At 67.5% G+C, this 22,370-nt stretch carries 24 protein-coding genes; 15 read left to right on the forward strand and 9 right to left on the reverse strand.

Going from position 1 to position 22,370, the window contains the following annotated elements; all coding sequences use genetic code 11:
* Positions 1 to 102 precede the first annotated feature (102 nt).
* Together ABIC90_RS01215 and ABIC90_RS01220 are read left to right on the forward strand one after the other, a co-directional pair.
* The gene (locus ABIC90_RS01215; RefSeq protein WP_354352215.1) at positions 103 to 855 is read left to right on the forward strand and encodes an SDR family oxidoreductase; all 753 of its coding nucleotides are present in this window, start codon (positions 103 to 105) and stop codon (positions 853 to 855) included.
* Positions 856 to 918: 63 nt separating this feature from the next.
* Entirely contained in the window at positions 919 to 1,326 is a 408-nt protein-coding gene (locus tag ABIC90_RS01220) for a cupin domain-containing protein (RefSeq protein WP_354352216.1), read from the forward strand.
* Between the two features lie 15 nt (positions 1,327 to 1,341).
* Here ABIC90_RS01220 and mog read toward each other — a convergent pair whose 3' ends face one another.
* Together mog and yjgA are read right to left on the reverse strand one after the other, a co-directional pair.
* The gene (gene mog, locus ABIC90_RS01225) at positions 1,342 to 1,932 is read right to left on the reverse strand and encodes a molybdopterin adenylyltransferase (RefSeq protein WP_436318157.1); all 591 of its coding nucleotides are present in this window, start codon (positions 1,930 to 1,932) and stop codon (positions 1,342 to 1,344) included.
* Between the two features lie 127 nt (positions 1,933 to 2,059).
* Positions 2,060 to 2,716, reverse strand: coding sequence for a ribosome biogenesis factor YjgA (gene yjgA, locus ABIC90_RS01230; protein ID WP_354352218.1), 657 nt, complete (start codon positions 2,714 to 2,716; stop codon positions 2,060 to 2,062).
* A gap of 113 nt (positions 2,717 to 2,829) precedes the next feature.
* Between yjgA and pmbA the strand changes: the two genes are divergently transcribed.
* The 11 genes from pmbA to ABIC90_RS01285 all read left to right on the forward strand — a co-directional run bounded on the left by pmbA (position 2,830) and on the right by ABIC90_RS01285 (position 14,722).
* The gene (pmbA, locus tag ABIC90_RS01235) at positions 2,830 to 4,200 is read left to right on the forward strand and encodes a metalloprotease PmbA (protein ID WP_354352219.1); all 1,371 of its coding nucleotides are present in this window, start codon (positions 2,830 to 2,832) and stop codon (positions 4,198 to 4,200) included.
* 74 nt (positions 4,201 to 4,274) lie between these two features.
* Positions 4,275 to 5,195 (forward strand): AraC family transcriptional regulator, encoded by a 921-nt coding sequence (locus tag ABIC90_RS01240; protein WP_354352220.1) that lies wholly within the window; start codon positions 4,275 to 4,277, stop codon positions 5,193 to 5,195.
* A 120-nt stretch (positions 5,196 to 5,315) separates the two neighbouring features.
* On the forward strand, positions 5,316 to 6,608 hold the full coding sequence (locus tag ABIC90_RS01245; protein WP_354352221.1) for an ABC transporter substrate-binding protein: 1,293 nt from the start codon (positions 5,316 to 5,318) through the stop codon (positions 6,606 to 6,608).
* The gene (locus ABIC90_RS01250) at positions 6,605 to 7,486 is read left to right on the forward strand and encodes a carbohydrate ABC transporter permease (RefSeq protein WP_354352222.1); all 882 of its coding nucleotides are present in this window, start codon (positions 6,605 to 6,607) and stop codon (positions 7,484 to 7,486) included. The genes ABIC90_RS01245 and ABIC90_RS01250 overlap by 4 nt, the downstream gene beginning before the upstream one ends.
* Positions 7,487 to 7,506: 20 nt before the next feature.
* Positions 7,507 to 8,319, forward strand: coding sequence for a carbohydrate ABC transporter permease (locus ABIC90_RS01255; protein WP_354352602.1), 813 nt, complete (start codon positions 7,507 to 7,509; stop codon positions 8,317 to 8,319).
* A 32-nt stretch (positions 8,320 to 8,351) separates the two neighbouring features.
* Positions 8,352 to 9,464, forward strand: coding sequence for an ABC transporter ATP-binding protein (locus tag ABIC90_RS01260; RefSeq protein WP_354352223.1), 1,113 nt, complete (start codon positions 8,352 to 8,354; stop codon positions 9,462 to 9,464).
* A 32-nt stretch (positions 9,465 to 9,496) separates the two neighbouring features.
* Entirely contained in the window at positions 9,497 to 10,558 is a 1,062-nt protein-coding gene (locus tag ABIC90_RS01265; protein ID WP_354352224.1) for an NAD(P)-dependent alcohol dehydrogenase, read from the forward strand.
* Between the two features lie 114 nt (positions 10,559 to 10,672).
* The gene (locus ABIC90_RS01270; RefSeq protein ID WP_354352225.1) at positions 10,673 to 11,500 is read left to right on the forward strand and encodes an SDR family oxidoreductase; all 828 of its coding nucleotides are present in this window, start codon (positions 10,673 to 10,675) and stop codon (positions 11,498 to 11,500) included.
* Positions 11,500 to 12,828 (forward strand): flavin-containing monooxygenase, encoded by a 1,329-nt coding sequence (locus ABIC90_RS01275; RefSeq protein WP_354352226.1) that lies wholly within the window; start codon positions 11,500 to 11,502, stop codon positions 12,826 to 12,828. Before ABIC90_RS01270 ends, ABIC90_RS01275 begins: the two co-directional genes overlap by 1 nt.
* A gap of 17 nt (positions 12,829 to 12,845) precedes the next feature.
* Positions 12,846 to 13,748 carry a bile acid:sodium symporter family protein gene (locus ABIC90_RS01280; protein WP_354352227.1) on the forward strand — a complete coding sequence of 301 codons (903 nt, stop codon included), beginning with the start codon at positions 12,846 to 12,848 and terminating at the stop codon, positions 13,746 to 13,748.
* Positions 13,745 to 14,722, forward strand: a complete 978-nt coding sequence (locus ABIC90_RS01285) for an SDR family oxidoreductase (RefSeq protein WP_354352228.1) — start codon at positions 13,745 to 13,747, stop codon at positions 14,720 to 14,722. Before ABIC90_RS01280 ends, ABIC90_RS01285 begins: the two co-directional genes overlap by 4 nt.
* Here the strand turns inward: ABIC90_RS01285 and ABIC90_RS01290 are convergent.
* On the reverse strand, positions 14,709 to 15,614 hold the full coding sequence (locus ABIC90_RS01290) for a LysR family transcriptional regulator (protein WP_354352229.1): 906 nt from the start codon (positions 15,612 to 15,614) through the stop codon (positions 14,709 to 14,711). The two genes, ABIC90_RS01285 and ABIC90_RS01290, sit on opposite strands and share 14 nt — an antisense overlap.
* Before the next feature lie 101 nt (positions 15,615 to 15,715).
* Here ABIC90_RS01290 and ABIC90_RS01295 point away from each other — a divergent pair, with 101 nt between their 5' ends.
* On the forward strand, positions 15,716 to 16,480 hold the full coding sequence (locus ABIC90_RS01295; RefSeq protein WP_354352230.1) for a sulfite exporter TauE/SafE family protein: 765 nt from the start codon (positions 15,716 to 15,718) through the stop codon (positions 16,478 to 16,480).
* 28 nt (positions 16,481 to 16,508) lie between these two features.
* Here the strand turns inward: ABIC90_RS01295 and ABIC90_RS01300 are convergent, their stop codons facing one another.
* From ABIC90_RS01300 to ABIC90_RS01325, 6 genes are all read right to left on the reverse strand, one after another.
* Positions 16,509 to 16,985 carry an NUDIX domain-containing protein gene (locus ABIC90_RS01300; protein WP_354352231.1) on the reverse strand — a complete coding sequence of 159 codons (477 nt, stop codon included), beginning with the start codon at positions 16,983 to 16,985 and terminating at the stop codon, positions 16,509 to 16,511.
* A 3-nt stretch (positions 16,986 to 16,988) separates the two neighbouring features.
* Positions 16,989 to 17,438, reverse strand: coding sequence for a GatB/YqeY domain-containing protein (locus tag ABIC90_RS01305; RefSeq protein ID WP_206174382.1), 450 nt, complete (start codon positions 17,436 to 17,438; stop codon positions 16,989 to 16,991).
* 110 nt (positions 17,439 to 17,548) lie between these two features.
* Complete coding sequence (rpsU, locus tag ABIC90_RS01310; RefSeq protein ID WP_007833691.1) at positions 17,549 to 17,761, reverse strand: 30S ribosomal protein S21; 213 nt, start codon at positions 17,759 to 17,761, stop codon at positions 17,549 to 17,551.
* Between the two features lie 223 nt (positions 17,762 to 17,984).
* Positions 17,985 to 19,232, reverse strand: coding sequence for an NAD(P)/FAD-dependent oxidoreductase (locus ABIC90_RS01315; protein ID WP_354352232.1), 1,248 nt, complete (start codon positions 19,230 to 19,232; stop codon positions 17,985 to 17,987).
* Complete coding sequence (locus tag ABIC90_RS01320) at positions 19,222 to 20,013, reverse strand: YaeF family permuted papain-like enzyme (protein ID WP_354352233.1); 792 nt, start codon at positions 20,011 to 20,013, stop codon at positions 19,222 to 19,224. Before ABIC90_RS01320 ends, ABIC90_RS01315 begins: the two co-directional genes overlap by 11 nt.
* Positions 20,013 to 21,137: a sterol desaturase family protein gene (locus ABIC90_RS01325; RefSeq protein WP_354352234.1), complete on the reverse strand. Its 1,125-nt coding sequence runs from the start codon at positions 21,135 to 21,137 to the stop codon at positions 20,013 to 20,015. The genes ABIC90_RS01320 and ABIC90_RS01325 overlap by 1 nt, the downstream gene beginning before the upstream one ends.
* Positions 21,138 to 21,269: 132 nt before the next feature.
* On the opposite strand from ABIC90_RS01325, the gene ABIC90_RS01330 reads away from it, so the two are divergent.
* A complete protein-coding gene (locus ABIC90_RS01330; RefSeq protein WP_354352235.1) occupies positions 21,270 to 22,349 on the forward strand; it encodes a hypothetical protein in 1,080 nt (359 codons plus the stop codon).
* Positions 22,350 to 22,370 lie beyond the last annotated feature (21 nt).

Genomic DNA, 22,370 nt, shown 5'->3' on the forward strand with positions numbered 1-22,370 from the left:
AAATTTCGATCCCGGTGTCACAAACGCCCCCCACTGGACGTCTTGCCTGCATGGACGCCCACGGGGGGCGTTTCTTTTGACTCCCTTACCGAGGAATCGACCATGAAGATCGTCATCATCGGAGGCTCCGGCCTCATCGGCTCCAGGCTCGCCACGCGCCTTCGCGAGGCGGGCCACGAGGTCATCGCCGCCTCGCCCTCCACGGGCGTCGACACGCTCACCGGCGAAGGCCTGCAAGAGGCGCTGGCAGGCGCCCAGGTCGTCGTCGACGTGGCGAACTCGCCTTCGTTCGAGGATGCGGCCGCGCTCCACTTCTTCGACACGGCCGGGCGCAACTTGCTGGCTGCCGAGGCGGAGGCCGGCGTGGCGCACCACATCGCGCTGTCGGTGGTCGGCACCGAGCGCCTGCTGGCCAGTGGCTATTTCCGAGCCAAGCAGCGGCAGGAAGAGCTGATCGAAGCCTCGCCCGTGCCCTGGACCATCGTGCGGGCCACGCAGTTCTTCGAGTTCGTGGCTGGCATCGCCGACGGCAGCATGCGGGACGGCGAAGTGCGGCTGTCGAACGCGCTGATCCAGCCGATGGCGGCGGACGACGTGGCCGCCGCGCTCGCCGCCGTGGTGGCCGAGCCGCCAGCCAAAGGGCGCATCGAGATCGCGGGGCCCGAGGCGCTGCCGCTCGATGCGCTGGTGCGCCGCCTGTTCGCCGCCACCGGCGACAAGCGGTCGGTCGTCACCGATGCAGAGGCCAGCTACTTCGGCGTGCAGCTCGACGATCGCTCGCTGACGCCCGGCACCGCCCCGCGCCTCGGGACCACCCGCTTCGCGGACTGGCTGGCGCAGCGCGCGCGAGCCTGAGCCGCTGCTATCCGGTTCTTTTCATTCACCCAAGGCCCGCGCTGCGGGCCGGAAGGACAACCCATGACCCGTTTCCAGAAGACCTGCATTTCTCTCGGCCTCGCGCTCGGCGTGTTCGCCGCGATGCCCGCCCAGGCGGCACCCGGAGCCGCCGCGACCGTTCTCATGACCAAGGACCTGTCGGACATGCCCGGCAAGGAGGCGGTCTCGTTCATCGTCGATTTTCCGCCGGGCTCCGTCGATCCCGTTCACCGCCACGACGCCCACGCCTTCATCTACGTGCTCGAAGGATCGATCGTGATGGGCGTGAAGGGCGGCAAGGAAGTCACGCTGACCCCGGGCCAGACCTTCTATGAAGGCCCTGGCGACATCCACACGGTCGGGCGCAACGCCAGCAAGATCAGGCCCGCCAAGTTCCTCGTGACCATGGTGAAGGACAAGGGCGCGCCGTTGCTGACGCTGGTCAAGTAGCCAGCGGGAAAGCGCTCAGCGCGCGGGCCGGATCGCCGACTTGGGCCGGAAAGCCTTGCAGACCGCGTCGTCGGTCTCCAGATACGGCCCGCCGATCAGGTCGATGCAGTAGGGCACCGCCGCGAAGATGCCCGGCACCAGCTGGGTACCGTCGGCATCCTTCAACCCTTCGAGCGTTTCCGCGATCGCCTTGGGCTGGCCGGGCAGGTTGATGACGAGGCTCTTGTCGCGGATCACCGCCACCTGGCGCGAGAGTATCGCGGTCGGCACGAAGCGCAGGCTGATCTGGCGCATCTGCTCGCCGAAGCCTGGCATTTCCTTGTGGGCGACGGCCAGCGTGGCTTCGGGCGTCACGTCGCGCAGCGCGGGGCCGGTGCCGCCGGTGGTGAGCACCAGCGAGCAGCCCGCGTCGACCAGTTCGATCAGCGTGGCGCTGATCCGGGCTGTTTCGTCGGGAATCAGCCGGGGCTCGAATTCGATGGGGTTCTTCAGCGCGCGGGACAGCCATTCCTTCAGTGCGGGCAGGCCCTTGTCCTCGTAGGTGCCGCTGGAGGCGCGGTCGCTGACGGAGACGATGCCGATGCGGACGGGGTCGGGTGTGTTCATGGCTTTGGCGTTGCTCATTCCCCCGCTGGGGGAAGGTTGGGATGGGGGCATGCAGAGCGCCCGATGGATCCGCCGCGTGCCCCCACCCCGGCCCTCCCCCAGCGGGGGAGGGAGAAATACAGGGCACTCATGCGTCCTCTTCTCGGTCCTGCACAGCGGCGGCAGCGGCGTGGTCGTCGCCGCCATGTACCGCCAGTTGCTCGCGCACCAGCTGGAAGATCTCGCGGTAGGCCTTGCCCTGGCGGGGTGCCTCGCCGGCGGGGCCGGTCTTCATGTCTTTTCGCGCCTGGCGCACCAGAGCGCGCAGTTGCTGCGAATCGGTGGCGGGGTGCGTTTCGATCCAGCCGCCGAGCGCGTCGTCGTCGGCAATCAGCCGGTCACGCCAGCGCTCGGCCTCGTGCAGCGCGGCGGTTTCGGCGGCTGGCGTGCTGTTCTGTTCGGTCAGGGCGAGCTTGACGGCCTCCAGCACCTCGGGTTCGAGTTTGCGCATCAGCTTGCCGATGAACTGCATCTGGCGGCGCTTGCCCTCGAAATTGGTGATGCGCTTGGCCTCCGCGACGGCGTCGACCAGTTTTTCGTCCAGCGGGAGGGCGTCGAACAGCGCGGCGCGCAGGCCGAGCAGTTCGGTGCCCAGCTTTTGCAACTCATCGCTCTCGCGCTTGAGGTCGGTGCGGCTGGCGTCGTCGGTGCCCTTGAGCTCGCGCTTGAGCTCCAGGTCGAGTTCGCTGCCTTCGGCGACGAATTGGCCACGGACGTAGTAGCCTTTTTTGGGTTTGCGGGACATGGGTGGATTCTGGGCCGCGCCGTGCGGTGTTGCAACGCGTGCAATGCGTGCAGTACGCACTGGGAAGCTGGGGGAAAACGGAAAATGGGGTGCGCAAGTATCATAGCCACCACATGACGACATCTTCCTCGCGCGCCGATTCCGGCTTCGCCTACAGCCGCTCCTTCTTCGAAAACCTGGTCGACACGGCCCTGGCCCACGCCAAAAAGCTCGGAGCCACCGATGCCGGCGCCGAGGCCTCCGAGGGCTGCGGCCTCAGTGTCTCGGTCCGCAAGGGCGAACTCGAGAACGTGGAGCGCAACCGCGACAAGTCGCTGGGCATCACCGTCTACGTGGGCCACCGCCGCGGCAACGCCAGCACCTCCGATTTTTCCGAAGGCGCCATCAAGCAGACGGTGCAGGCCGCCTACGACATCGCCCGCTTCACCGCCGAAGACCCGGTCAGCGGCCTTCCGGACGAGGCGGACATCGCCAAGGAACACCCCGAGCTCGACCTGTTCCACCCCTGGGACGTGACCAGCGAACAGGCCGCCAAGCTGGCCCTGGAGTGCGAAGCGGCAGCCCTGTCGACCGACAAGCGCATCACCAACAGCGAAGGCGCGGGCGTCTCGGCCCAGCAGAGCCACTTCTTCAGTGCCCACACGCACGGGTTCCGCGGCGGCTACGCCAGCTCGCGGCACTCGATTTCGGTGGCGCCCATCGCCGGCAAGGGCGACAACATGCAGCGCGACGCCTGGTACAGCTCCATGCGCTCGGCCGACGAGCTGGCCAGCCCCCAGGCCGTGGGCCGCTACGCCGCCGAACGGGCGCTCAGCCGCCTGAAGTCGCGAAAGATCAAGACCACCGAATGCCCGGTACTGTTCGAGTCGCCGCTGGCCGTCGGCCTCCTGGGCGGGCTGGTGCAGGCAGTGAGCGGCGGGGCGCTCTACCGCAAGAGCACCTTTTTGCTCGATTCGCTGGGCAAGCCGGTGCTGCCCAAGCACATCGACATCGCCGAAGACCCGCATGTGATCCGCGGCAAGGGCAGCTCGCCCTTCGACGACGAAGGCGTGACCACGCGCGCCCGCAAGGTGGTCGATGCCGGCCGGCTCGAAGGCTACTTTCTCTCGACCTACTCGGCCCGCAAGCTCGGCATGAAGACCACCGGCAACGCCGGCGGCTCGCACAACCTGACGCTGAGCTCGCGCCTCACAAAGCACGGCGACGACCTGGACGCCATGCTCGCCAAACTGGGCACCGGCCTCTTCGTGATCGAGCTGATGGGGCAGGGCGTGAACTACGTCACCGGCGACTACTCGCGCGGCGCCAGCGGCTTCTGGGTCGAGAAGGGCCGCATCGCCTTCCCGGTGCAGGAGATCACCATCGCCGGCAACCTGAAAGACATGTTGATGGGCATCGAGGCCATCGGCGCCGATGCCTACACCTTCGGCGCCAAGACCACGGGGTCGATCCTGGTCAACCGGATGAAGGTGGCCGGGGCCTGACAAGGCGCGAAGACAGCCGCCGCTGCCCGACGCCCCGCTCCGAACGATCCCGGCCCAACCTCCAGGGAAACGTCATGAGCAGATCCCACGCCGCGCGCAAGCCCGAACTGGAGCATGAACTGCTGCGCGACCCCCGGCTCGGTTTCGAGCCGGCGGGCGGCAGCTCGGTGCGCTGCCTGCAGCACGGCGTGCCCTGGCCCTTCGACTGCTGGCATTACCACGACGAGTACGAGCTGCAGATCATCAACCGCAGCAGCGGCGATGCCTATGTCGGCAACCACATCGGCCGCTTCGAGTCGGGCTATGTGGCCCTTGTCGGCGGGCGGCTGCCGCACACATGGATCTCCCACGACGTGCCGCCCGAGGGCATCGCCGACCGCAGCATGGTCATCCACTTTCGCGACGAGCCGCTGCGCAAGGCCGTGGACCTGTTTCGCGAACTGGAGGCGGTGCTGCCGATGCTCGAGCGCGCCAGGCTCGGCGTCGAGTTCTTCGGCATTCACGAGCGGATGCGCGAGCGCTTCGTGCGCGTGCAGGCCCAGGAAGGCATGGCCCGGCTTGCCGAATTCATCGGTCTGCTGCACGAGCTGGCAAACTGGAAAGACTGGCGCCAGATCTCCAGCGCGGCCGGGCCGCTGGATGAAGACCCGAGCGCCAACACCCGCATGCGCCGTGTGCTCGACTACCTCGATGCGCACCTGACCGAAGAACTCTCGCTCCCTGCCGTGTGCGCGGTGGCCAACATGGCCGAGAGCAGCTTCTCGCGCTATTTCCACAAGCACATGGGCAGCACATTCACCGACTTCGTCACGCGGCTCCGTATCTCCAAGGCCTGCGAGATGCTGCAGGTGTCGGACCGGCGGGTGAGCGACATCTGCTACGACGTGGGCTTTTCGAACCTCGCGAACTTCAACCGGCGCTTCCTGCAGCTCAAGGGCATGACGCCCTCGGCCTACCGGCACCAGGCGCAAGACCGCTTCGGCCTGCGCACCTAGGCAAAACCCCGAGCCGGCTGGTCATGGAAATACCAGTCCCCCGGTGCGCGTGTACGCGGCGCCGGCCTGCGTCTGAATACGCTTCGTCCCTCGCACAACAAGTACCGAAGGAGACAAGCGATGACGAACCGAACCACTCGCCACGCCCGGGGGCGCATGACGGCCGGCGCGCTGTTGCTGGCCGCGTTGGCCGCCGCAACGGGGCAGGCGCAGGCCCAGGCCTGCAAGGACGATGTGCGCGTGCTGTCCCAGCCGCGCGACGGCCTCACCTTGCTCGAAAAGTACAAGGACGAGTTCAAGGGCCTGAGCGGCGCCTCGTTCACTATCGACAACCTCAACGAGAACGACCGCCGCACCAAGACGCGCGCCGACGCATCGACCGTCGGCAAGTACAACGTGTACTACGTCGACGAGGCCAACGTGCCGCTGTTCGCGCAGTCCAGGTGGATCGTTCCGCTCGCCAGGTACTACCCCGCCGACTACGACTACGCCGACTTCGACCCCGGCCGCCAGAAGGTCGCGACCTTCGCGGGCGAGGCATGGTTCGCGCCACTCACCGGCGGCGGTGACCTGCTGGTCTACCGCAAGGACCTGCTTGAGAAGGCCGGCATCAAGCCGCCGACCACGCTCGAGGAATTCGTAGCCGCCGCGAGCAAGCTCAACGACCCGGCCAAGGGCATCTACGGCGTGGCCCTGCGCGGCCAGCGCGGCTCGGGCGCCAACGTGTGGCGCTGGATGCCCTTCTTCCGCGGCAACGGCGGCCAGTGGTTCGACGGCGACAAGCCTGTCTTCAACTCACCCGCCGCGGTGAAGGCCACGCAGACCTACCTCGACCTCTTCAAGTACTCCGCGCCCGGCACCAAGACCGGCGGCTGGGACGAGGCCACCGGCGCCTTCCTCGCGGGCAAGGTCGCGATGCTGATCGAGTCGACACCGCTGGCAGGCAACGCGCTGGACCCGAAGATGTCCACCGTCATCGGCAAGGTCGCCTACCTGCCGCCGCCTTCGCCGCTCACCGGCGGTGGCTACGGCCATGGCCTGGCCATCGGCGCCAAGGCCAACAAGACCGAAGAGGCGAAGAAGTGCGCGGGCCTCTTCATCGCGTGGGCCACCTCGAAGAAGCAGGAGCAGCGCCGCCTTGCCGAAGGGCAGTTCGGCGAACTCAACCGCACCAGCGTGTTGGGCAGCCCCGAGTTCGCCAAGCGCTACGGCGCCGACCTGGGCAAGGCGCTCGCCGACACCGGCAAGCTCACGGCGGTCAACTTCTGGCAGGACGCGGCATGGCCCGATCTCGGCGACCGCTGGGGGATCATTCTGGAAGAGCTGATCACGGGGTCCCGCACCGACATCCAGGGCGCGCTCGATGAGCTCGATGCCTACGCCAAGCAGCTGATCGCACGGCGCAAGAAGTGACGAAGGCGCGCAGCAACAAGACGAGGCTGCCGCTCGTCTTCATCGGACCGGGCCTCCTGGTACTGGCGGTGCTCGCCCTGGTGCCCACCCTGTTCGCGATCGGCATCTCGATGCAGGACCGCGAGTTGGGCCAGGCCGATTCGGGTTGGGTCTGGTTCAGCAACTATGTGCAGCTGTTCTCCGACCGGCGCTTTCTGAACTCGGTGCGCGTGTCGCTGGTCTGGGAGGTATTGACCGTCACCTCGACGATGGCGGTGGCCGTGCTCCTGGGCGTGCTGCTGTTCCAGAACACCACGCCGCGCTGGCGCAACGTGCTTTCGATGCTGTTCATCGTGCCGGTGCTGTTGCCGCGCGTGTCGGCGGCCTTTGTGTGGAAGTTCGCCTTCCATCCGTTGTTCGGCCTGCTCACCTACCCGTACAAGGCCATCACCGGCGAGCCGCTGGACCTCCTGGCCAACCCGCTCACGGCGCTGCTGACGGTGGCCTTCGTGGACGTGTGGCAATGGGGCCTGTTCTTCGCCGTCATCGTGCTCAAGCTGCTCGAAACCCTGCCGCCCCAGCCCTTCGAAGCCGCACGCATGGACCATGCGAAGACCTGGGAGGTCTACGTCTATGTCGCGCTCCCGATGCTCAAGGCGCCGCTCATCAGCCTGACCTTCGTGAAGATGGTCGAGTCGCTGCGGGCCTTCGACCTCATCTATGTGATGACGCGCGGCGGGCCGGGCATTTCCACCGAAACGCTGGACATGTATGCCTTCTCGCAGGGGTTCATCGAATCGGGGCGCATCTCGTACGCGTCGAGCATGGCGGTGCTGATGATGGTCGCATCGACCGTGGCCTTCACCTACATCTGGAAATGGACGCGGCCCTCGTCATGAAGAAGAACGCCTCTCTCTCCATGGGCACGCTGCTCGCTCGGCTGGTGCTCATCGTCGCCGGGCTCTCGGCCCTGGTGCCCGTGCTCTGGACTTTCATCAACTCGTTCAAGAACCGGGTGGACATCGTCTCGGCCGTGCCGAAGTTCATCTTCACGCCCACGCTCGAAAACTACGCCTACGTGCTGGGCCGCGAAGCGGTGGCACAGGGGCTGGTCAACTCGATCCTCGTGGTCGGCGCGGCCGTGGTCATCGGCGCGGTGCTGGGGCTGCCGGCTGCCTATGCGCTGGCCCGCTATCCGCTGCGCTGGGCCGACGACATCCAGTTCTTCGTGCTGTCGATGCGCTTCCTGCCGCCGGTGGCCGTGGCCATTCCGTTGATGGTCATCTGGCTGCAACTGGAGATGTACGACACGCGCTTCGCGCTCATCGTCACCTACACGCTGCTCACGCTCTCCACTGTGATCTGGCTTGCCATTCCGGCGTTCAAGGCGGTGCCCAAGGAGGTGGAAGAGGCCGGCAGGGTCGATGGCTACGGGCCCTACGCGATCTTCTTTCGCGTGTCGCTGCCGATTGCCGCGCGCTCGCTCGTCGGCGCCATCGCCTTCGGCTTCGTGCTGGTGTGGAACGAATTCCTCATCGCGTTGATGCTCACCACCTCCGATGCCAAGACGCTGCCCATCGTGGCCTCCGAGCTCAGCCAGCTGGGGCGCGACGTGCCCTGGGGCATCTTGAATGCCTCGGTCATCCTGCTGTCGGTACCGCCTCTGCTGATGGTCGGTGTGCTCAGCGGTTTCCTCAATGCCGCGTTCAAGCGCAAACGGGAGGTCGCATGAGCCGTGCCGACTCCTCTTCTCCAGAACAAAAAATGTCTGCAATCAGCTGTCACAACATCATCAAGCGCTATGGGGATACGCAGGTCGTCCACGAGTTCGATCTCGACGTGGCCGACAACGAGTTCGTCGTGTTCCTCGGCCCTTCGGGCTGCGGCAAGTCGACCATCCTGCGCATGCTCGCGGGATTGGAAGACATCAGCGGCGGCGACCTGCACATCGGCGGCCGGCGCGTCAACGACCTGCCGCCGCAGGAGCGCGGCATTGCCATGGTGTTTCAGAACTACGCGCTCTACCCGCACATGACCGTGCGCGACAACATCGCCTTCGGCCTCAAGCGGCTGAAGGTGCCCAAGGCCGAGATCGACAGCCGCATCAAGGAGGTGTCGGACACCCTTGGACTGGAGCGCTACCTGCAGCGCAAGCCCACCGAGCTCTCGGGCGGCCAGCAGCAGCGCGTGGCGATCGCGCGCGCGATGATCAAGACGCCCAAGGTGTTCCTGTTCGACGAGCCGCTGTCGAACCTCGACGCCAAGCTGCGCAATCACATGCGCATCGAGATCGCAAAGCTGCACCAGGCACTCAAGACCACCACGGTCTACGTCACGCACGACCAGCACGAGGCGATGACGCTGGCCGACCGCATCGTGCTGCTGCGCGACGGGCGCATCGAGCAGGTGGGCTCGCCCAGGGAAATCTTCGAGCGCCCGCGCTCGGCCTTCGTGGCTGGCTTCATCGGTACGCCGCCCATGAATCTGGTGGAGATGTCGGTCAAGGATGCAGGCAGCCATTTCGAGCTCAGCGGACGGGGTGGCACGGTGCACGTGGAACCGCATCGGTTTGCGCTCAGCGGCCGCGAGCGGGTGACGCTGGGCATCCGCCCCGCGCACCTGCAGGCGGACACCGAAGACGGCCGCAGCGGCAGCTTTCGCGGCACGGTGCAGCTCATCGAATACCTGGGCAATGAAGTGCTGGTGAGCTTCGGCGGGGACGACAGCGGCGGCGGAGAGATCTCCGCGTTGATGCCCTCGGCCCAAGGTCCGCGGCTGCACGAGCCCGTGCGCTTCGTGGCTGACCCGCGGCAGGTGCACCTGTTCGACATCGACACCGGCGCCTCGCTGCTGCCCGACAGCAACCCTTTTCACTGAACCCCGAAACAGCCCTTGAGCAAAAGACCGATATGAGAGCACTTGTCCTGGAAAAGGCGCACGAACTCACGCTGCGCGACGTCGACGTTCCCCTGCATATGGGCCCGCGCGACGTGAAGATCCGCATGCACACCGTGGGCGTCTGCGGCAGCGACGTTCACTACTACCAGCACGGCGGTATCGGGCCCTTCGTTGTGAACGAGCCGATGATCCTGGGCCACGAGGCCTCCGGCGTGGTCGCCGAGGTGGGCGCCGAAGTCACGCACCTGAAGCCCGGCGACCGCGTGTGCATGGAACCCGGCATCCCCGAGATGGATTCGCGCGCCACCCGTGAAGGCATCTACAACCTCGACCCCGCCGTGCGCTTCTGGGCCACGCCGCCGATCCACGGCTGTCTCACGCCTTTCGTGGTGCACCCGGCGGCCTTCACTTTCCGCATGCCCGACAACGTGAGCTTCGGCGAGGGCGCCATCGTCGAGCCGCTGGCCATCGGCCTGCAGGCCGCGAAGAAGGCTGCGCTGAAGCCTGGCGATGTGGCGGTGGTCATCGGCGCCGGCACCATTGGCGCGATGACCGCTCTGGCCGCGCTCGCGGGCGGAGCGGCCCGCGTGATCCTCGCGGACCTCGTGCCCGAGAAGCTGGCCCTCTTTGCCGATAACCCGGCCGTGACGACAGTGAATGTGCGCGACACGAACCTCGCCGAGACCGTGAAGACGCTGACCGACGGCTGGGGCGCCAACGTGGTCTTTGAAGCCAGCGGCAGCACGCGCGCCTACGACAACATCTTCGAGCTGCCGTGCCCCGGTGGCTGCGTCGTGATCGTGGGCTGTCCGCCGGCCAAGGTCGCGTTCGACATCGTCGCGATCCAGGCGAAGGAACTGCGCATCGAGTCGGTGTTCCGCTACGCGAACATCTTTCCGCGTGCGCTCGCGCTGATTGCCTCGGGACAAGTGAACGTAAACCCCTTCATTTCGCGCACCTTCGCGTTCGAGGACGGCATCAAGGCGTTCGAGGAAGCTGCGGCGGGGAGGGCGAGCGACGTGAAGATCCAGATCGAGTTTCCGGCCTCTTCCGCAGCCTCTGCCGCGGTCTGAGCCGCTTCGGCGTCATCCGCCCAGAGGCAGCGGGGCAAGGGGAAACGCTGGGAGGCGCCGCGACGATGCGCGGCTACAGTGGCTGCGCCCTGCCACTCGCAGCCTCATCGCCCCATGCCCCTGCCGTTTCGCAACGTCGTCCTCACCGGAGCCTGTGGTGGCCTCGGCCAGGCACTGGCGCGCGAACTGATCGATGGCGGTGCACAGGTGGCGCTGGTCGGGCTCGACACGGCGAAGCTCGAAGCACTCGCTGCGCTGGCACCTGGGCGTTGCGCGGTCTACACGCCCGATGTGTCGAACAGCGCGGCGATGCAGTCCATGGCCACCGACTGGATGGCCAGGGCCGGTGTGCCGGACCTCGTGATTGCCAACGCAGGCGTGGCGGGTGGCTTCGACACGGCCGAGGCCGATGACCTCGCCGTGCTGCGCCGCATGCTGGAGATCAACCTGCTCGGCGCGGCCACCACCTTTCAGCCTTTCGTGAAGCCGTTGCGCGCGCAGCAGCAGCAGCGCGGCGCGTTGGTCGGCGTGGCCAGCATCGCGGGCTGGCGCGGCATGCCGGGCAACGGTGCGTACTGCGCGAGCAAGGCAGGGTTGATCCGCTATCTCGAAAGCCTGCGTGCGGAGTTGCGCGAGACGGGCGTGACCGTGCACACCGTCAGCCCTGGCTACATCCGCACGGCGCTCACCGCCGGCAACCGTTTTGCGATGCCGGGGTTGCTCGAAGCGGATGCTGCAGCTCATCAGTTGCTTGCCGGGGTGAGCGCGGGGCGCGAACAGATCGTGCTGCCGCGCCGCATCGGCTGGCTCTCGAAGTTGCTGAACCTGCTGCCCGAGAAGCTGCACGACCGCGTGCTGCGCGGGCAGCCTCGCAAGCCGCGCGTGGGCGAGGCGGGCGCCACGGCCATTCCTGGCCTCTGCGACAAACATCCTCACCACTGATGGCAGACAACGCACCCACCCACGAGAAGATCGCCCTCATTGGCGCCGGCCCTTCCGGCCTCGCCGGGGCGCGCAACCTGCAAAAGCACGGCGTGCCCTTCCAGGGCTTCGAGGCGCACAGCGACGTGGGCGGGCTGTGGGACATCGACAACCCGCGCTCCACGGTCTATCACTCGGCGCACCTGATCTCCAGCAAGCGCACCACCGAGTTCGCCGAATTCCCGATGGCCGACACGGTGGCCGACTATCCGAGCCATCGCGAGCTGCGCCGCTACTTCATCGACTTTGCGGACCGCTTCGGGTTGCGGCAGCACTTTCGCTTCAACACGCGCGTGCTGCGCGTGGAGCCCGTGAGCGATGCGCCGGACACGCGCTGGCGCGTGAGCATCGACGCTGGCGAAGGCCGCACCGAAACCGCCGACTACAAGGGCGTGGTCATCGCCAACGGCACGCTCGCCGAACCCAAGCGCCCGCAGTTCGAAGGCCGCTTCGATGGCGAGCTTCTGCACACCAGCGACTACAAGCACCCCGAACTCTTCAAGGACAAGCGCGTGCTGATCGTCGGCGCGGGCAACTCGGGCTGCGACATCGCGGTCGATGCGGTGCACTACGCCAGGAGCGTCGACATCTCGGTGCGGCGCGGCTATTACTTCGTGCCCAAGTACGTGTTCGGCAAGCCGGCCGACACGCTCGGCGGCAAGCGGCCGCTGCCGCCCTGGCTCAAGCAGCGGGTCGATGCGACGGTGCTCAAGTGGTTCACCGGCGATCCGGTGCGCTTCGGTTTTCCGAAGCCCGACTACAGGATGTACGAGTCGCACCCCATCGTGAATTCGCTGGTGCTGCACCACGTGGGCCATGGCGACATCGGCGTGCGCGGCGACATCGCGCGGCTCGACGGGCATACGGTGCACTTCAAGGATGGCAGCGCGCGCGACTACGACCTGATCCTGGCCGCGACGGGCTATGCGCTGCATTACCCGTTCATCGACCGCGACCTGCTCAACTGGCAGGGCATGGCACCGCGCCTGTACCTCAACATCTTCTCGCCGCGCTTCGAAAACATCGGTGTGCTCGGAATGATCGAGGCGAGCGGCATCGGCTGGCAGGGGCGCTACGAGCAGGCCGAGCTGCTGGCGCGCTACTTCCGCGCGAAGGCGGCCGGCTCGCCCCAGGCCGCGGCGTTGCGCGCGGCGGTGCAGGGGCCGCCGCCGGACCTCTCGGGCGGCTACAAGTACCTGCAGCTGGAGCGCATGGCGTACTACGTGCACAAGGACACCTACCGCGCGGCGGTGCGCAGCGCTTCCGCGGCGCTGGCCGACCCACCCTGAACGAGGTCACCACACCCATGCTGCCCGTCGACGAAATCCGCCTCAACTTCAACCCCGCCTCGCTGGTGCTGCTCAACGTGGTGCTGGGCTTCCTGATGTTCGGCATTGCGCTGGACACGCGCATCGACGACTTCAAGCGCGTGGCGCGCATGCCCGGCGCGATGGCGGTAGGCATTGGCGCACAGTTCATCGTGCTGCCGGCCGTGACCTTCGCGCTCACGCTGATCCTGAAGCCGGGGCCCAGCATCGCGCTGGGCATGATCCTGGTGGCGTGCTGCCCGCCGGGCAACATTTCGCAGATCCTTACGCACCGCGCGGGCGGCAACGTGGCGCTGTCGGTGTCGATGACGGCGATCTCGAACGCGCTTTCGATCGTGCTCATGCCGCTGAACTTCGCGTTCTGGGGCGGGCTGCATCCGACGGCTTCGGCGCTGCTCAAGACCATTGCGCTGGACCCACTCGACATGCTGGGCCACATCGTGATGATCATCGGCATTCCATTCGTGCTGGGCGTGGCCTGCGCGCACCAGCTGCCGCGGCTCACCGCGCGCATCAAGAAGCCGGCGCGCATCCTGAGCTTTCTCGCGCTGATCGCTTTCATCGTCGGCGCGATCGCGGGCAACTGGCGCTTCTTTCTGGACTACGTAGGGCTGGTGCTGCTGGCGGTCGTCATTCACGACGCGCTGGCCTTCGGCACCGGCTACCTGTGCGCGCGGCTCTCGGGGCTGGGCGACTACGACCGGCGCGCGGTGGCCATCGAAGTGGGCATCCGCAATGCGGGGCTCGGGCTGGTGCTGATCTTCAGCTTCTTCGGCGGATTGGGCGGCATGGCGGTGGTGGCCGGCGTGTGGGGCTTCTGGGACATCATCGCGGGCCTTGCGCTCGCGACCTGGTGGGGGCGCAAGCCCGCGACGCCATGAGCGCGCGCCGCGTGCTCGTGACGGGTGGTGACGGGTTTCTTGGGCGCGGCGTGCTGGCCGCGCTGGTGGGGAAACCGCTTGAAGTTCTGGTGGCACTCGATGTGCGCGAGGTGCCGGCGGAGCGGCAACTGCCGGGCGTGGTCTATCGCCAGCAGGATGTGCGTGATGCGGGCATCGGCGACACGCTGGCCGAGCACGCCATCGACACGGTCGTGCACCTGGCTTCCATCGTCACGCCCGGCAAGGACTCGAATCGCGCCTTCGAGCATTCAGTCGACGTGGGCGGCACCCGCAACGTGCTCGAAGCCTGCGTGGCACAAGGGGTGCGGCACATCGTGGTGTCGTCCAGCGGTGCGGCCTACGGCTACCACGCGGACAACCCGGCGTGGATGACCGAGTCGCAACCGCTGCGCGGCAACCCGGTGTTCGCCTATGCCGATCACAAGCGGCAGGTGGAGGAGATGCTTGCCGACTACCGCGCCGCGCACCCCGCGCTCGCGCAGACGGTGCTGCGCATCGGCACCATCCTCGGCGAGCGGGTCGACAACCAGATCACCGCGCTGTTCGAGAAGAAGCGGCTCATTGCCATTCGCGGCAGCGCGAGCCCGTTCGTGTTCGTGTGGGACCAGGACGTGACGGGCGCCGTCGCGCATGCGCTGGGCGGCGCGCCGGCCGGTTGCTACAACCTCGCGGGCGACGGGGCGCTCACCATTCACCAGATCGCATCGCGGCTCGGAAAGAAGGCCACCGACTGGCCGGCCGGCGTGCTCAAGGCGGCGCTGGCGGTGGGGTCTGCATTGGGTGTGAGCCGCTACGGGCCGGAGCAGCTCGACTTTTTGCGCTACCGGCCGGTGCTGCTCAACACCGCGTTGAAAGAGCGCTTCGGCTATGTGCCGCGCAAGACCAGCAGCGAGGCCTTCGATGCCTTCGTGGCGTCGCGTGCCCGGCAGGGGCGGCCGGTTACTTTTTCGTAAGCGCTTCGGGCGGTGCGATGAGGTGCTCGAGCATGCGCCGGGCATTGAGCGGCAGATCTTCGGACGAACGCACGCAGGCCATCAGCGTGCGTTCGGCCCAGGCGTCGGCGAGCGAGGCGCGCGCGATCTTCATCGAGCGGGCGCAGCGCTCTGCGGCGGTCTGCGGCACGATGCCCACGCCGATGCCGTACTCCACCATGCGGCACACCGCCTCGAAGTTGCGCACGCGCACGCGGTAGGCCAGGTGCTTGCCGAGGGCGCGCACATGGCCGGTCAGCAGCTGCTGCAGCGCGCTGTCCGCGGGAAGACCCACGAATTCACTGTCGACCACTTCGGCCAGATGCACACGGCGGCGCGATGCAAGCGCGTGGCCGCGCGGCATGACGAGCACCAGGTCGTCGCGGCGAAAGGGGTGGCATTCGAGGCCTTCCGAATCGATGGCGTCCGAGACGATGCCGATGTCGCACAGCCCGCCGCGCAGCGCATCGACGGTGTCGGGGCTCGCGCGTTCTTCCAGGTCGACCGAGATGCGCGGATGCTGCGCCAGGAAGCGGCTCAGCACCTCGGGCAGGTGCTCGGTCAGCGCCGAGGTGCCGCACATGAAGCGCACGTGGCCCTTGAGGCCCTGGCCGTATTCGCCGAGCTCGCCGCGAAGCCGCTCCATCTGCTGCAGCACGACGCGCGCATGGTGCAGCAGCGTGCGGCCAGCCTCGGTGGGGCGCACGCCTTGTGCGTGACGGGTGAGCAGCGGGGTGCCGAGCGCGTCTTCCATGCCGCGCACGCGCTGGCTGGCCGAGGCGAGCGTCATGTGCGAACGCTCGGCGCCCGCAGTGAGGCTGCCGGCCTCGACGACGTGGATGAACAGGCGCAGGTCGGTGAGGTCGAATCGCATGATGGATCGCAAGGTAGCACGCGAGCCTCAGCCTGTGCCTGAGGCTGGGTGTGCGAATGCCGCATTTGCGGGTGAGGTGCCGGTCGGCAGACTGGGCGGCAATGACGATTTTCTCCTCGAACGACCTGGCGGCGGGCCACTGGGCCGCGGCCGCTGTGGTGTTTCTCCTGGCCGGTGCGATCAAGGGCGTGATCGGGCTCGGGCTGCCGACGGTGTCGATGGCGCTGCTCGCGCTGTGGATGCCGCCGGTGCGGGCGGCGGCGTTGCTGATCGTGCCGTCGCTGGTCACCAACCTCTGGCAGACCGGGCCGCGGGCGAGCTTCGGGGCGGTGCTCAGGCGCATCGGCGGCATGCAGGCGGGGATCGTGGCGGGGACGCTGGGCGGCGCGCTGTGGCTGGGCGCGCCGGGTGGCGCCTGGGCTTCGGTGGCGCTCGGCCTGGCGTTGGTGGCCTATGCGCTCTGGGGGCTCACCGGGCGGCAGTTGCATGTGCCCGAGGCGCACGCGTGGTGGCTGGGGCCGCTGGTGGGCGCCGCGACCGGCCTGATGACGGCGGTGACCGGCGTGTTCGCGGTGCCGGCTGTGCCCTACCTGCAGGCGCTGGGATTCGAGCGCGATTCGCTGATCCAGGCGATGGGGATTTCGTTCACCACCTCGACCGTGGTGCTGGCCATCGGGCTGGCGGGCAACGGCGGCTATCCGATGTCGGCGGTGGGCGGGTCGGTCGCGATGCTGGTGCCGGCCGTCGGCGGCATGGTGATGGGGACGTGGCTTCGGCAGAAGCTGCCGGTGGCGGTGTTCAAGCGCTGCTTCTTGATCGGACTGGCGCTGCTGGGGGCGTACATGGCGGTTCGCGCCATGGTCTGAGCGGGCCGGCCGGCCCGGGGTGGTGCGCTCAGGCGAGGGACAGCAGGGCGGCGCGCACGCGCTCGATGGCCTGGCGGTAGGGCAGGGCGAAGTCGTCGAGGGCGTCGTCGGCATTGAGCCAGTGGAAGACGAACACCAGGCCTTCTTCTTCGGGGCTGCCCGTGGCCATGTGCTCGAAGGTCTCGGGCAAGGCGCCGTCGGCGCGCATCAGGAACAGGTGCCACAGCTGCGGATGGCGATGCGTGTTGCCCTCGACACCGGCTTCGCATTCGCGGTCCAGCGTGCCGAGCGGCTGCAGCGCGCCGGTGAAGTCGATGCCCGACTCCTCCAGCAGCTCGCGCAGCACGGCCACCTCGGGCGATTCGCCGGGCTCGATGGTGCCCTTGGGCAACTGCATGTTGCCGTCTTCGGGATGGCGAAACACCAGCAGCCGGCCCCGCGCGTCGACCAGGCAGGCGCAGGCCTTGAGGATCGGATCGGAGGGGCTGGCGCCGGTGTCGCTCATCGCTCAGGCGCCCGTCAACGCGGCCTTGACCGCTGCACTGACCTGGCCCATGTCGGCCTTGCCGGCCAGGCGGGTCTTGACCACGCCCATCACCTTGCCCATGTCGCCGGGGCCGCTGGCGCCCAGCTCGGCCACGATGGCCTTCACGGCGGCCACGGTTTCATCGGCGCTCATGCGCTGGGGCAGGTAGACCTCGAGCACCTTGATCTCGGCGGCTTCCTTGTCGGCCAGGTCGGCGCGGCCGCCGGTGGTGAACGCGGCGATGGAGTCCTTGCGCTGCTTGACCATCTTGTCGACGATGGCCACGACCATGGCGTCGTCGAGCTCCACGCGCTCGTCGACTTCCTTCTGCTTCAGGGCGGCGAGCAGAAGGCGGATGGTGCCCAGGCGCTCGGAGTCCTTGGCGCGCATCGCCGTCTTCATGTCTTCAGTGATCTGTTCTTTGAGGGTCATTGGGAGCCTTTCGGAAAAAACAAAAGCCGCGGCAGGTTTCCCTGGCGCGGCTGAGGCAACGGGGCGCTGGCGGTGACTTACGTCGAGGGCCGGCTGCCCGCAGGTGTTGCTTAGTACAGCTTCTTGGGGAGCTGCATGCTGCGCACGCGCTTGTAGTGGCGCTTGACGGCGGCTGCCTTCTTGCGCTTGCGCTCGGCGGTCGGCTTTTCGTAGAACTCGCGGGCGCGCAGGTCGGTCAGCAGGCCGAGCTTTTCGATGGTGCGCTTGAAGCGACGCAGAGCGACGTCGAAGGGCTCGTTTTCTTTAACGCGGATGGTGGTCATTGATGAATCGTTGAACTGAAGTTGGCTCGGGGAGATCGAGGCCCAAAGCCGGGGTTCCTCAACTGAAAATCTTTTGCGGCCGTTGAGGGGAGGCCAGAAGTTAGCCCGCGAGTATAGCACTCCCCCAGGCTGCGCGCACTTCGTGTCGCTTCGCCAACCCCCTCGCCGGGGGCGCCACCGGTGGCCCGGCAAAGCCGGTTGCACGGTGGCCCTGGAAGGCGCATCAGATGGCTGTTGCGCACGCGTGGGCGCTCGCCCAGGCCCATTGGAAGTTGTATCCGCCCAACCAACCCGTCACATCGACCACTTCGCCGATGAAATACAGGCCCGGTTGCTTCGATTCCATGGTCTGGGACGACAAATCCCGGGTGTCGACGCCGCCGGCGGTGACTTCGGCTTTCTTGTAGCCCTCGGTGCCGCTGGGGGTGATCTGCCAGCGGGCGATGCGCTCCGACAGCTGCGCCAGCGCCTTGTCGGCCGCCTCGTTCACGGGGCGCTGCAGGGCAGGGTCCTGCCCGACCCAGGCGTCGGCCAGCCGCGAGGGCACCAGCGTGGCCAGCTCGTTGGCGATGCGTTTCTTCGAGCGCAGCTTGGCTTCGCCCAGCGCCTCGGCCACGTCCGTGCCAGGCGCGAAATCGATGGTGAGGGGCGCGCCGGGCTTCCAGTAGCTCGAAATCTGCAGCACCGCCGGGCCGGAGAGCCCGCGGTGAGTGAAGAGCAGGTCTTCGAGGAAGGCCATCTTTTCCTTTTTGGCCCCGGTCTCGATGCGCACCGGCAGCGCGAGCCCGGCCAGTTCGGCATACGGCGCCCAGCCTTCGCCGCCGAAGGTCAGCGGCACAAGGGCCGGGCGGGGCGTGACCACGCGCAGGCCGAACTGCTCGGCCAGGCGGTAGCCGAAATCGGTGGCGCCGATCTGCGGGATCGACAGGCCGCCGGTCGCAACCACCAGCTTCGGCGCCTCGATGACGCCGCGATCGCTGTCAATCCGATAGATCCCGGCGCCCGTTGCGCCGGCCGCTCCCGGAGAAAAAGCGATGCTCCCCAGCTTGCACGGCTGCCACCGCGTCACGCCGCCGGCCTCGCATTCGGCCAGCAGCATGTCCACGATCTGCTGGGAGGAGCCGTCGCAGAACAGCTGCCCCTTGTGCTTCTCGTGAAAGGCAATGCCGTGCTTTTGCACCAGCTCGATGAACTGCTGCGGTGCGTAGCGCGACAGCGCCGAGCGGCAGAAATTCGGGTTGTCGCCGATGAAATGGCGCTGGGGCGCGCGCACGTCCAGGTCGCGGTTGGTGAAGTTGGCCCGTCCGCCGCCCGAAATGCGGATCTTTTCGCCCACCTTCTCGCTGTGGTCCACCAGCAGCACCTTGAGCCCGCGCTGGCCCGCCACCCCGGCGCAGAACAGCCCGGCCGCACCGGCGCCGATCACGACCACATCGAACTGAAAAGGAGTGCTCAAGACGTCAGGGCCCATCGGCCGCCAGCAGCGGCGGCGCGTTGTATTTCAGGTGCCCCACGTAGCGCAGCGGCTGCGTGGCGGCGATGGAGGGCACGTCGCCCTCGCGCATGTGCAGCAGGTCGGCCGGGCTCACCCAGCGCGGATCGGCCGCGGTGATCGGCAGGCCCGCCTGGCGGTAGGCTTCCAGCACGAACTGGGAGCAGAAGAATTGGTCGTCGCGGCTGGCTCCCAACTGCACCATGGCCAGGCCGCTGATGCAGTAGTTGCTGACCGACGACGGAATCAGCGGCAGCTCGCACAAGCGCCGGTTCAGCACGAAGGGCGCATTGAGCAGCACGCCCGTGGTGTTGTAGCGCGTGCCGACCTTCGAGTTGGCCCAGGCGCGCAGTTTGTCGACGCCCGGCGCATCGAGGCCGGGCACGCGAAAGGCCACCACCATCTGCTCTTCGGCCACCACGTCGGCCAGCGGCCGTGCGCGCACGCCGGTGCCTACGGCTTCGGCGATGAGCCCGTCGCCCAGGTACAGCACCGCATGGCTCACCGGCGAAAAGGTGCCCAGCCGGATGCCGAATGAATTGACCGTGGCGATCGAGGTCAGCAGGATGTCTCCGGGGGCCAGCGCGTCCGCCGCGATGAGCTCGCCGCCGTTGCCCGGCGCAATGACCGAGCTCTGCACGCGCAGGCGCAGGCCGTTGTCCTCGGAAGGCAGGTCGAGCCGGGTGGCGCACGCCGACACCAGCAGCGCGGCACCCGCCGCAGCCACGAGCCCGGCGGCGCGAAGGTAGGCGGCGCGCATCATCCCTTCCACATGAACGGAAACTTCAGCTGCTTGAAGAAGCCGTTGGGCACGTAGTCGCCCAGCACGCCGTACTTCTCGGGCCAGAGCTTGGTGCTCTTGACCGCAGTGCCGAAGATGTAGTCGAGAAAGGCGTAATGCGCCGCGTAGTTCTTGTCGAGCGCCTCGATGTCCTGGCTGTGGTGCCAGTGGTGGAAGTTGGGCGTCACGATCACGTAGCGCAGCGGCCCCAGGCGCACGCTCACGTTGCAGTGGTTGAACACCGCCTGGAAGCCGACAACCACGATGTAGGCGTCGATCACTTCCTTGCTGAAGCCCAGCACGTAGATCGGCGCGAGCACCAGCGTGCGCGTGATCAGCAATTCGAGGATGTGCTGCCGCGAGCCCGCCATCCAGTCCATGCTCTTGACGCTGTGGTGCACCGCGTGCAGGCGCCACAGCACCGGCACCTCGTGGTAGGCACGGTGCGTCCAGTACTGCACCAGGTCGGCCACCAGAATGATCAGCAGCACGCCGGCCCAGAACGGCAGGTTGCCCACCCAGCCGCGGATGCCGTCGTTGGCGGCCCAGCCGAAGAGCTTGTGCACCATGAGGTTGGTGGCCAGCAGCACGAAGCCCACGATCATGTGGTTCACCACGAAGTGGTGGAAGTCGGTTTGCCACTCTTCGCGGAATACGGGCTGGTCTTTTCGCAGCGCGAACAGCTTCTCGATGAAGATGAAGATCAGCGACGAGCCCAGGAGGTCGAGGATGAACCAGTCCAGCCCGATGTACGGCGTGTTGTCGGCGAAGTCGTGCACCGGCACCTTGTGCCCGCCGAGCAGGGCCGAGGCCGCCACCAGCAGGAACGCGGCCGACGAGAGCCAGCGCGAGCGGTTGAAGATGATGTTGACCAGCGAGAGCCCGCCCGAGACCACCAGCGCCGCCAGCAGGATGTAACGCATCAGGTCCACGTTGTAGCTCTTGCGCAGCTCGGGCGTGCTCAGGTACTGCGGAAAGTGGAACACCAGCACGCCCAGGAAGCACAGGATGCCCAGGCTCAGGGCGATGGTTCCGGTGACAAGGCCGCGCCCGCGCTGCAGCTCGCCGTGGCTTCCTGTGAAGTCGTTCAGTTTGTCGAGCATTTCCGCCTCTCTCGCTTGTGCTTTTGTTGGGCCGCGATTTTAGGCGGGCTGCGGGCAAAGCGCGGGCTTACCGGCTGCCTGCAGGCCCCGGTGAGAGAATCGCCCGCTGTGTTTCTTCGTATGGGCCTTGGCGTGAAATTTCGGTTGCGACGCGAGCCGCTGGCTCTGGGGTTGGTGACGGTGCTCACGGCATGCGGCGGCGGCGGCAACGATGGCACCGGCGGCACGGGCGCGGTGCCCCTGGCCTCGGCGGCCCCCATGGCCGCACTCGCCGCTTCCGGCGATTCGGCCGCAAAGCCCACGACGGTGCCGGTCGGCACCACCGCGTTGCTCCCCTCGGCGGCTCCCTCCACCACATTGGTTGCCAGCGTCCCGGCGCTCACCCTGTCGGTGAACGACACCGATCTGAACGCCGCGCTCACCGGGCGCCCCCGCACCCTCACGATCACCAACACCGGGCTCTACGAAGCCGCCGCGGTCGTCTACACCGTGTCGCCCGCGCTGCCCCAGGGCAGCACCATCTCCCCGCCGGACTGCGGCGCCATCGCCGCGGGCGGCAGCTGCGTGCTCACCGTCACCCCCGGGAGCACGCCGACGGCCGCGCCGGGCAACGCCTCGCCGGCACCCGTCGTTCTCGGCATCCAGGGGCGCAACACCAATGCGCTCACGGCCGAGCTGCGCGTGCTGGGCTACGGCGGCATCTACCAGGGCGGGCTGGTCTTTGCCATCGACGACACCGGTGCGCCGTCCGGCAGCGTGATCGCCAAGGTGCTCGCCACCTCCAGCGCCGCGCCGTCCGTTCCCTGGGGCGTCAACGGCCCGGTGCCCGGCGCGAAGGCCACGCAGGACGGCCGCTCGAACACGCAGGCGATCCAGCAGGCATCGGGCACCGCATCGGGCTACGCAGCCCGCAGCTGCAGCGAGAGCACAGAGGCCGGCTACCGCGACTGGTACCTGCCCGCGCTCTGCGAGATGACCAGCTTCTACGCCTGCGGCACCCCCGACCGGCCGCTGATGCAGAACATCAAGTCCAGCCTGAGCGACCCGCTCATCCTCGAAGCGCCATGGGACGCGTTCTGGAGCTCGACCGTGCCGTCCGAGGGCGACGGCAGCACCGCGCTGGCGGTGGGCTTCCAGCCGTTCTCGCAGATCCGCAACGAACCGCGCACGAGCCTGGCGCAGGCCCGCTGCGTGCGCGCCACCGCGCCCTGAATCGACCCGGACGCGCCGGGC

Source organism: Variovorax boronicumulans (genome assembly GCF_040544675.1).
Taxonomy (GTDB): domain Bacteria; phylum Pseudomonadota; class Gammaproteobacteria; order Burkholderiales; family Burkholderiaceae_C; genus Variovorax; species Variovorax boronicumulans_D.

Excerpts from the sequence above, each read along its gene's own strand:
- yjgA (WP_354352218.1), bottom strand. The coding sequence starts at position 2,716 with ATGTCCCGCAAACCCAAAAAAGGCTACTACGTCCGTGGCCAATTCGTC.
- ABIC90_RS01255 (WP_354352602.1), top strand. The coding sequence starts at position 7,507 with ATGGGCACGCTGCTCGCTCGGCTGGTGCTCATCGTCGCCGGGCTCTCG.
- ABIC90_RS01300 (WP_354352231.1), bottom strand. The coding sequence starts at position 16,985 with ATGAGCGACACCGGCGCCAGCCCCTCCGATCCGATCCTCAAGGCCTGC.
- ABIC90_RS01260 (WP_354352223.1), top strand. The coding sequence starts at position 8,352 with ATGTCTGCAATCAGCTGTCACAACATCATCAAGCGCTATGGGGATACG.
- ABIC90_RS01215 (WP_354352215.1), top strand. The coding sequence starts at position 103 with ATGAAGATCGTCATCATCGGAGGCTCCGGCCTCATCGGCTCCAGGCTC.
- ABIC90_RS01245 (WP_354352221.1), top strand. The coding sequence starts at position 5,316 with ATGACGAACCGAACCACTCGCCACGCCCGGGGGCGCATGACGGCCGGC.
- ABIC90_RS01290 (WP_354352229.1), bottom strand. The coding sequence starts at position 15,614 with ATGCGATTCGACCTCACCGACCTGCGCCTGTTCATCCACGTCGTCGAG.
- ABIC90_RS01295 (WP_354352230.1), top strand. The coding sequence starts at position 15,716 with ATGACGATTTTCTCCTCGAACGACCTGGCGGCGGGCCACTGGGCCGCG.
- mog (WP_436318157.1), bottom strand. The coding sequence starts at position 1,932 with ATGAACACACCCGACCCCGTCCGCATCGGCATCGTCTCCGTCAGCGAC.
- ABIC90_RS01275 (WP_354352226.1), top strand. The coding sequence starts at position 11,500 with ATGGCAGACAACGCACCCACCCACGAGAAGATCGCCCTCATTGGCGCC.
- ABIC90_RS01320 (WP_354352233.1), bottom strand. The coding sequence starts at position 20,013 with ATGCGCGCCGCCTACCTTCGCGCCGCCGGGCTCGTGGCTGCGGCGGGT.
- ABIC90_RS01325 (WP_354352234.1), bottom strand. The coding sequence starts at position 21,137 with ATGCTCGACAAACTGAACGACTTCACAGGAAGCCACGGCGAGCTGCAG.
- rpsU (WP_007833691.1), bottom strand. The coding sequence starts at position 17,761 with ATGACCACCATCCGCGTTAAAGAAAACGAGCCCTTCGACGTCGCTCTG.
- ABIC90_RS01285 (WP_354352228.1), top strand. The coding sequence starts at position 13,745 with ATGAGCGCGCGCCGCGTGCTCGTGACGGGTGGTGACGGGTTTCTTGGG.
- ABIC90_RS01305 (WP_206174382.1), bottom strand. The coding sequence starts at position 17,438 with ATGACCCTCAAAGAACAGATCACTGAAGACATGAAGACGGCGATGCGC.
- ABIC90_RS01280 (WP_354352227.1), top strand. The coding sequence starts at position 12,846 with ATGCTGCCCGTCGACGAAATCCGCCTCAACTTCAACCCCGCCTCGCTG.
- pmbA (WP_354352219.1), top strand. The coding sequence starts at position 2,830 with ATGACGACATCTTCCTCGCGCGCCGATTCCGGCTTCGCCTACAGCCGC.
- ABIC90_RS01270 (WP_354352225.1), top strand. The coding sequence starts at position 10,673 with ATGCCCCTGCCGTTTCGCAACGTCGTCCTCACCGGAGCCTGTGGTGGC.
- ABIC90_RS01220 (WP_354352216.1), top strand. The coding sequence starts at position 919 with ATGACCCGTTTCCAGAAGACCTGCATTTCTCTCGGCCTCGCGCTCGGC.
- ABIC90_RS01240 (WP_354352220.1), top strand. The coding sequence starts at position 4,275 with ATGAGCAGATCCCACGCCGCGCGCAAGCCCGAACTGGAGCATGAACTG.
- ABIC90_RS01315 (WP_354352232.1), bottom strand. The coding sequence starts at position 19,232 with ATGGGCCCTGACGTCTTGAGCACTCCTTTTCAGTTCGATGTGGTCGTG.
- ABIC90_RS01265 (WP_354352224.1), top strand. The coding sequence starts at position 9,497 with ATGAGAGCACTTGTCCTGGAAAAGGCGCACGAACTCACGCTGCGCGAC.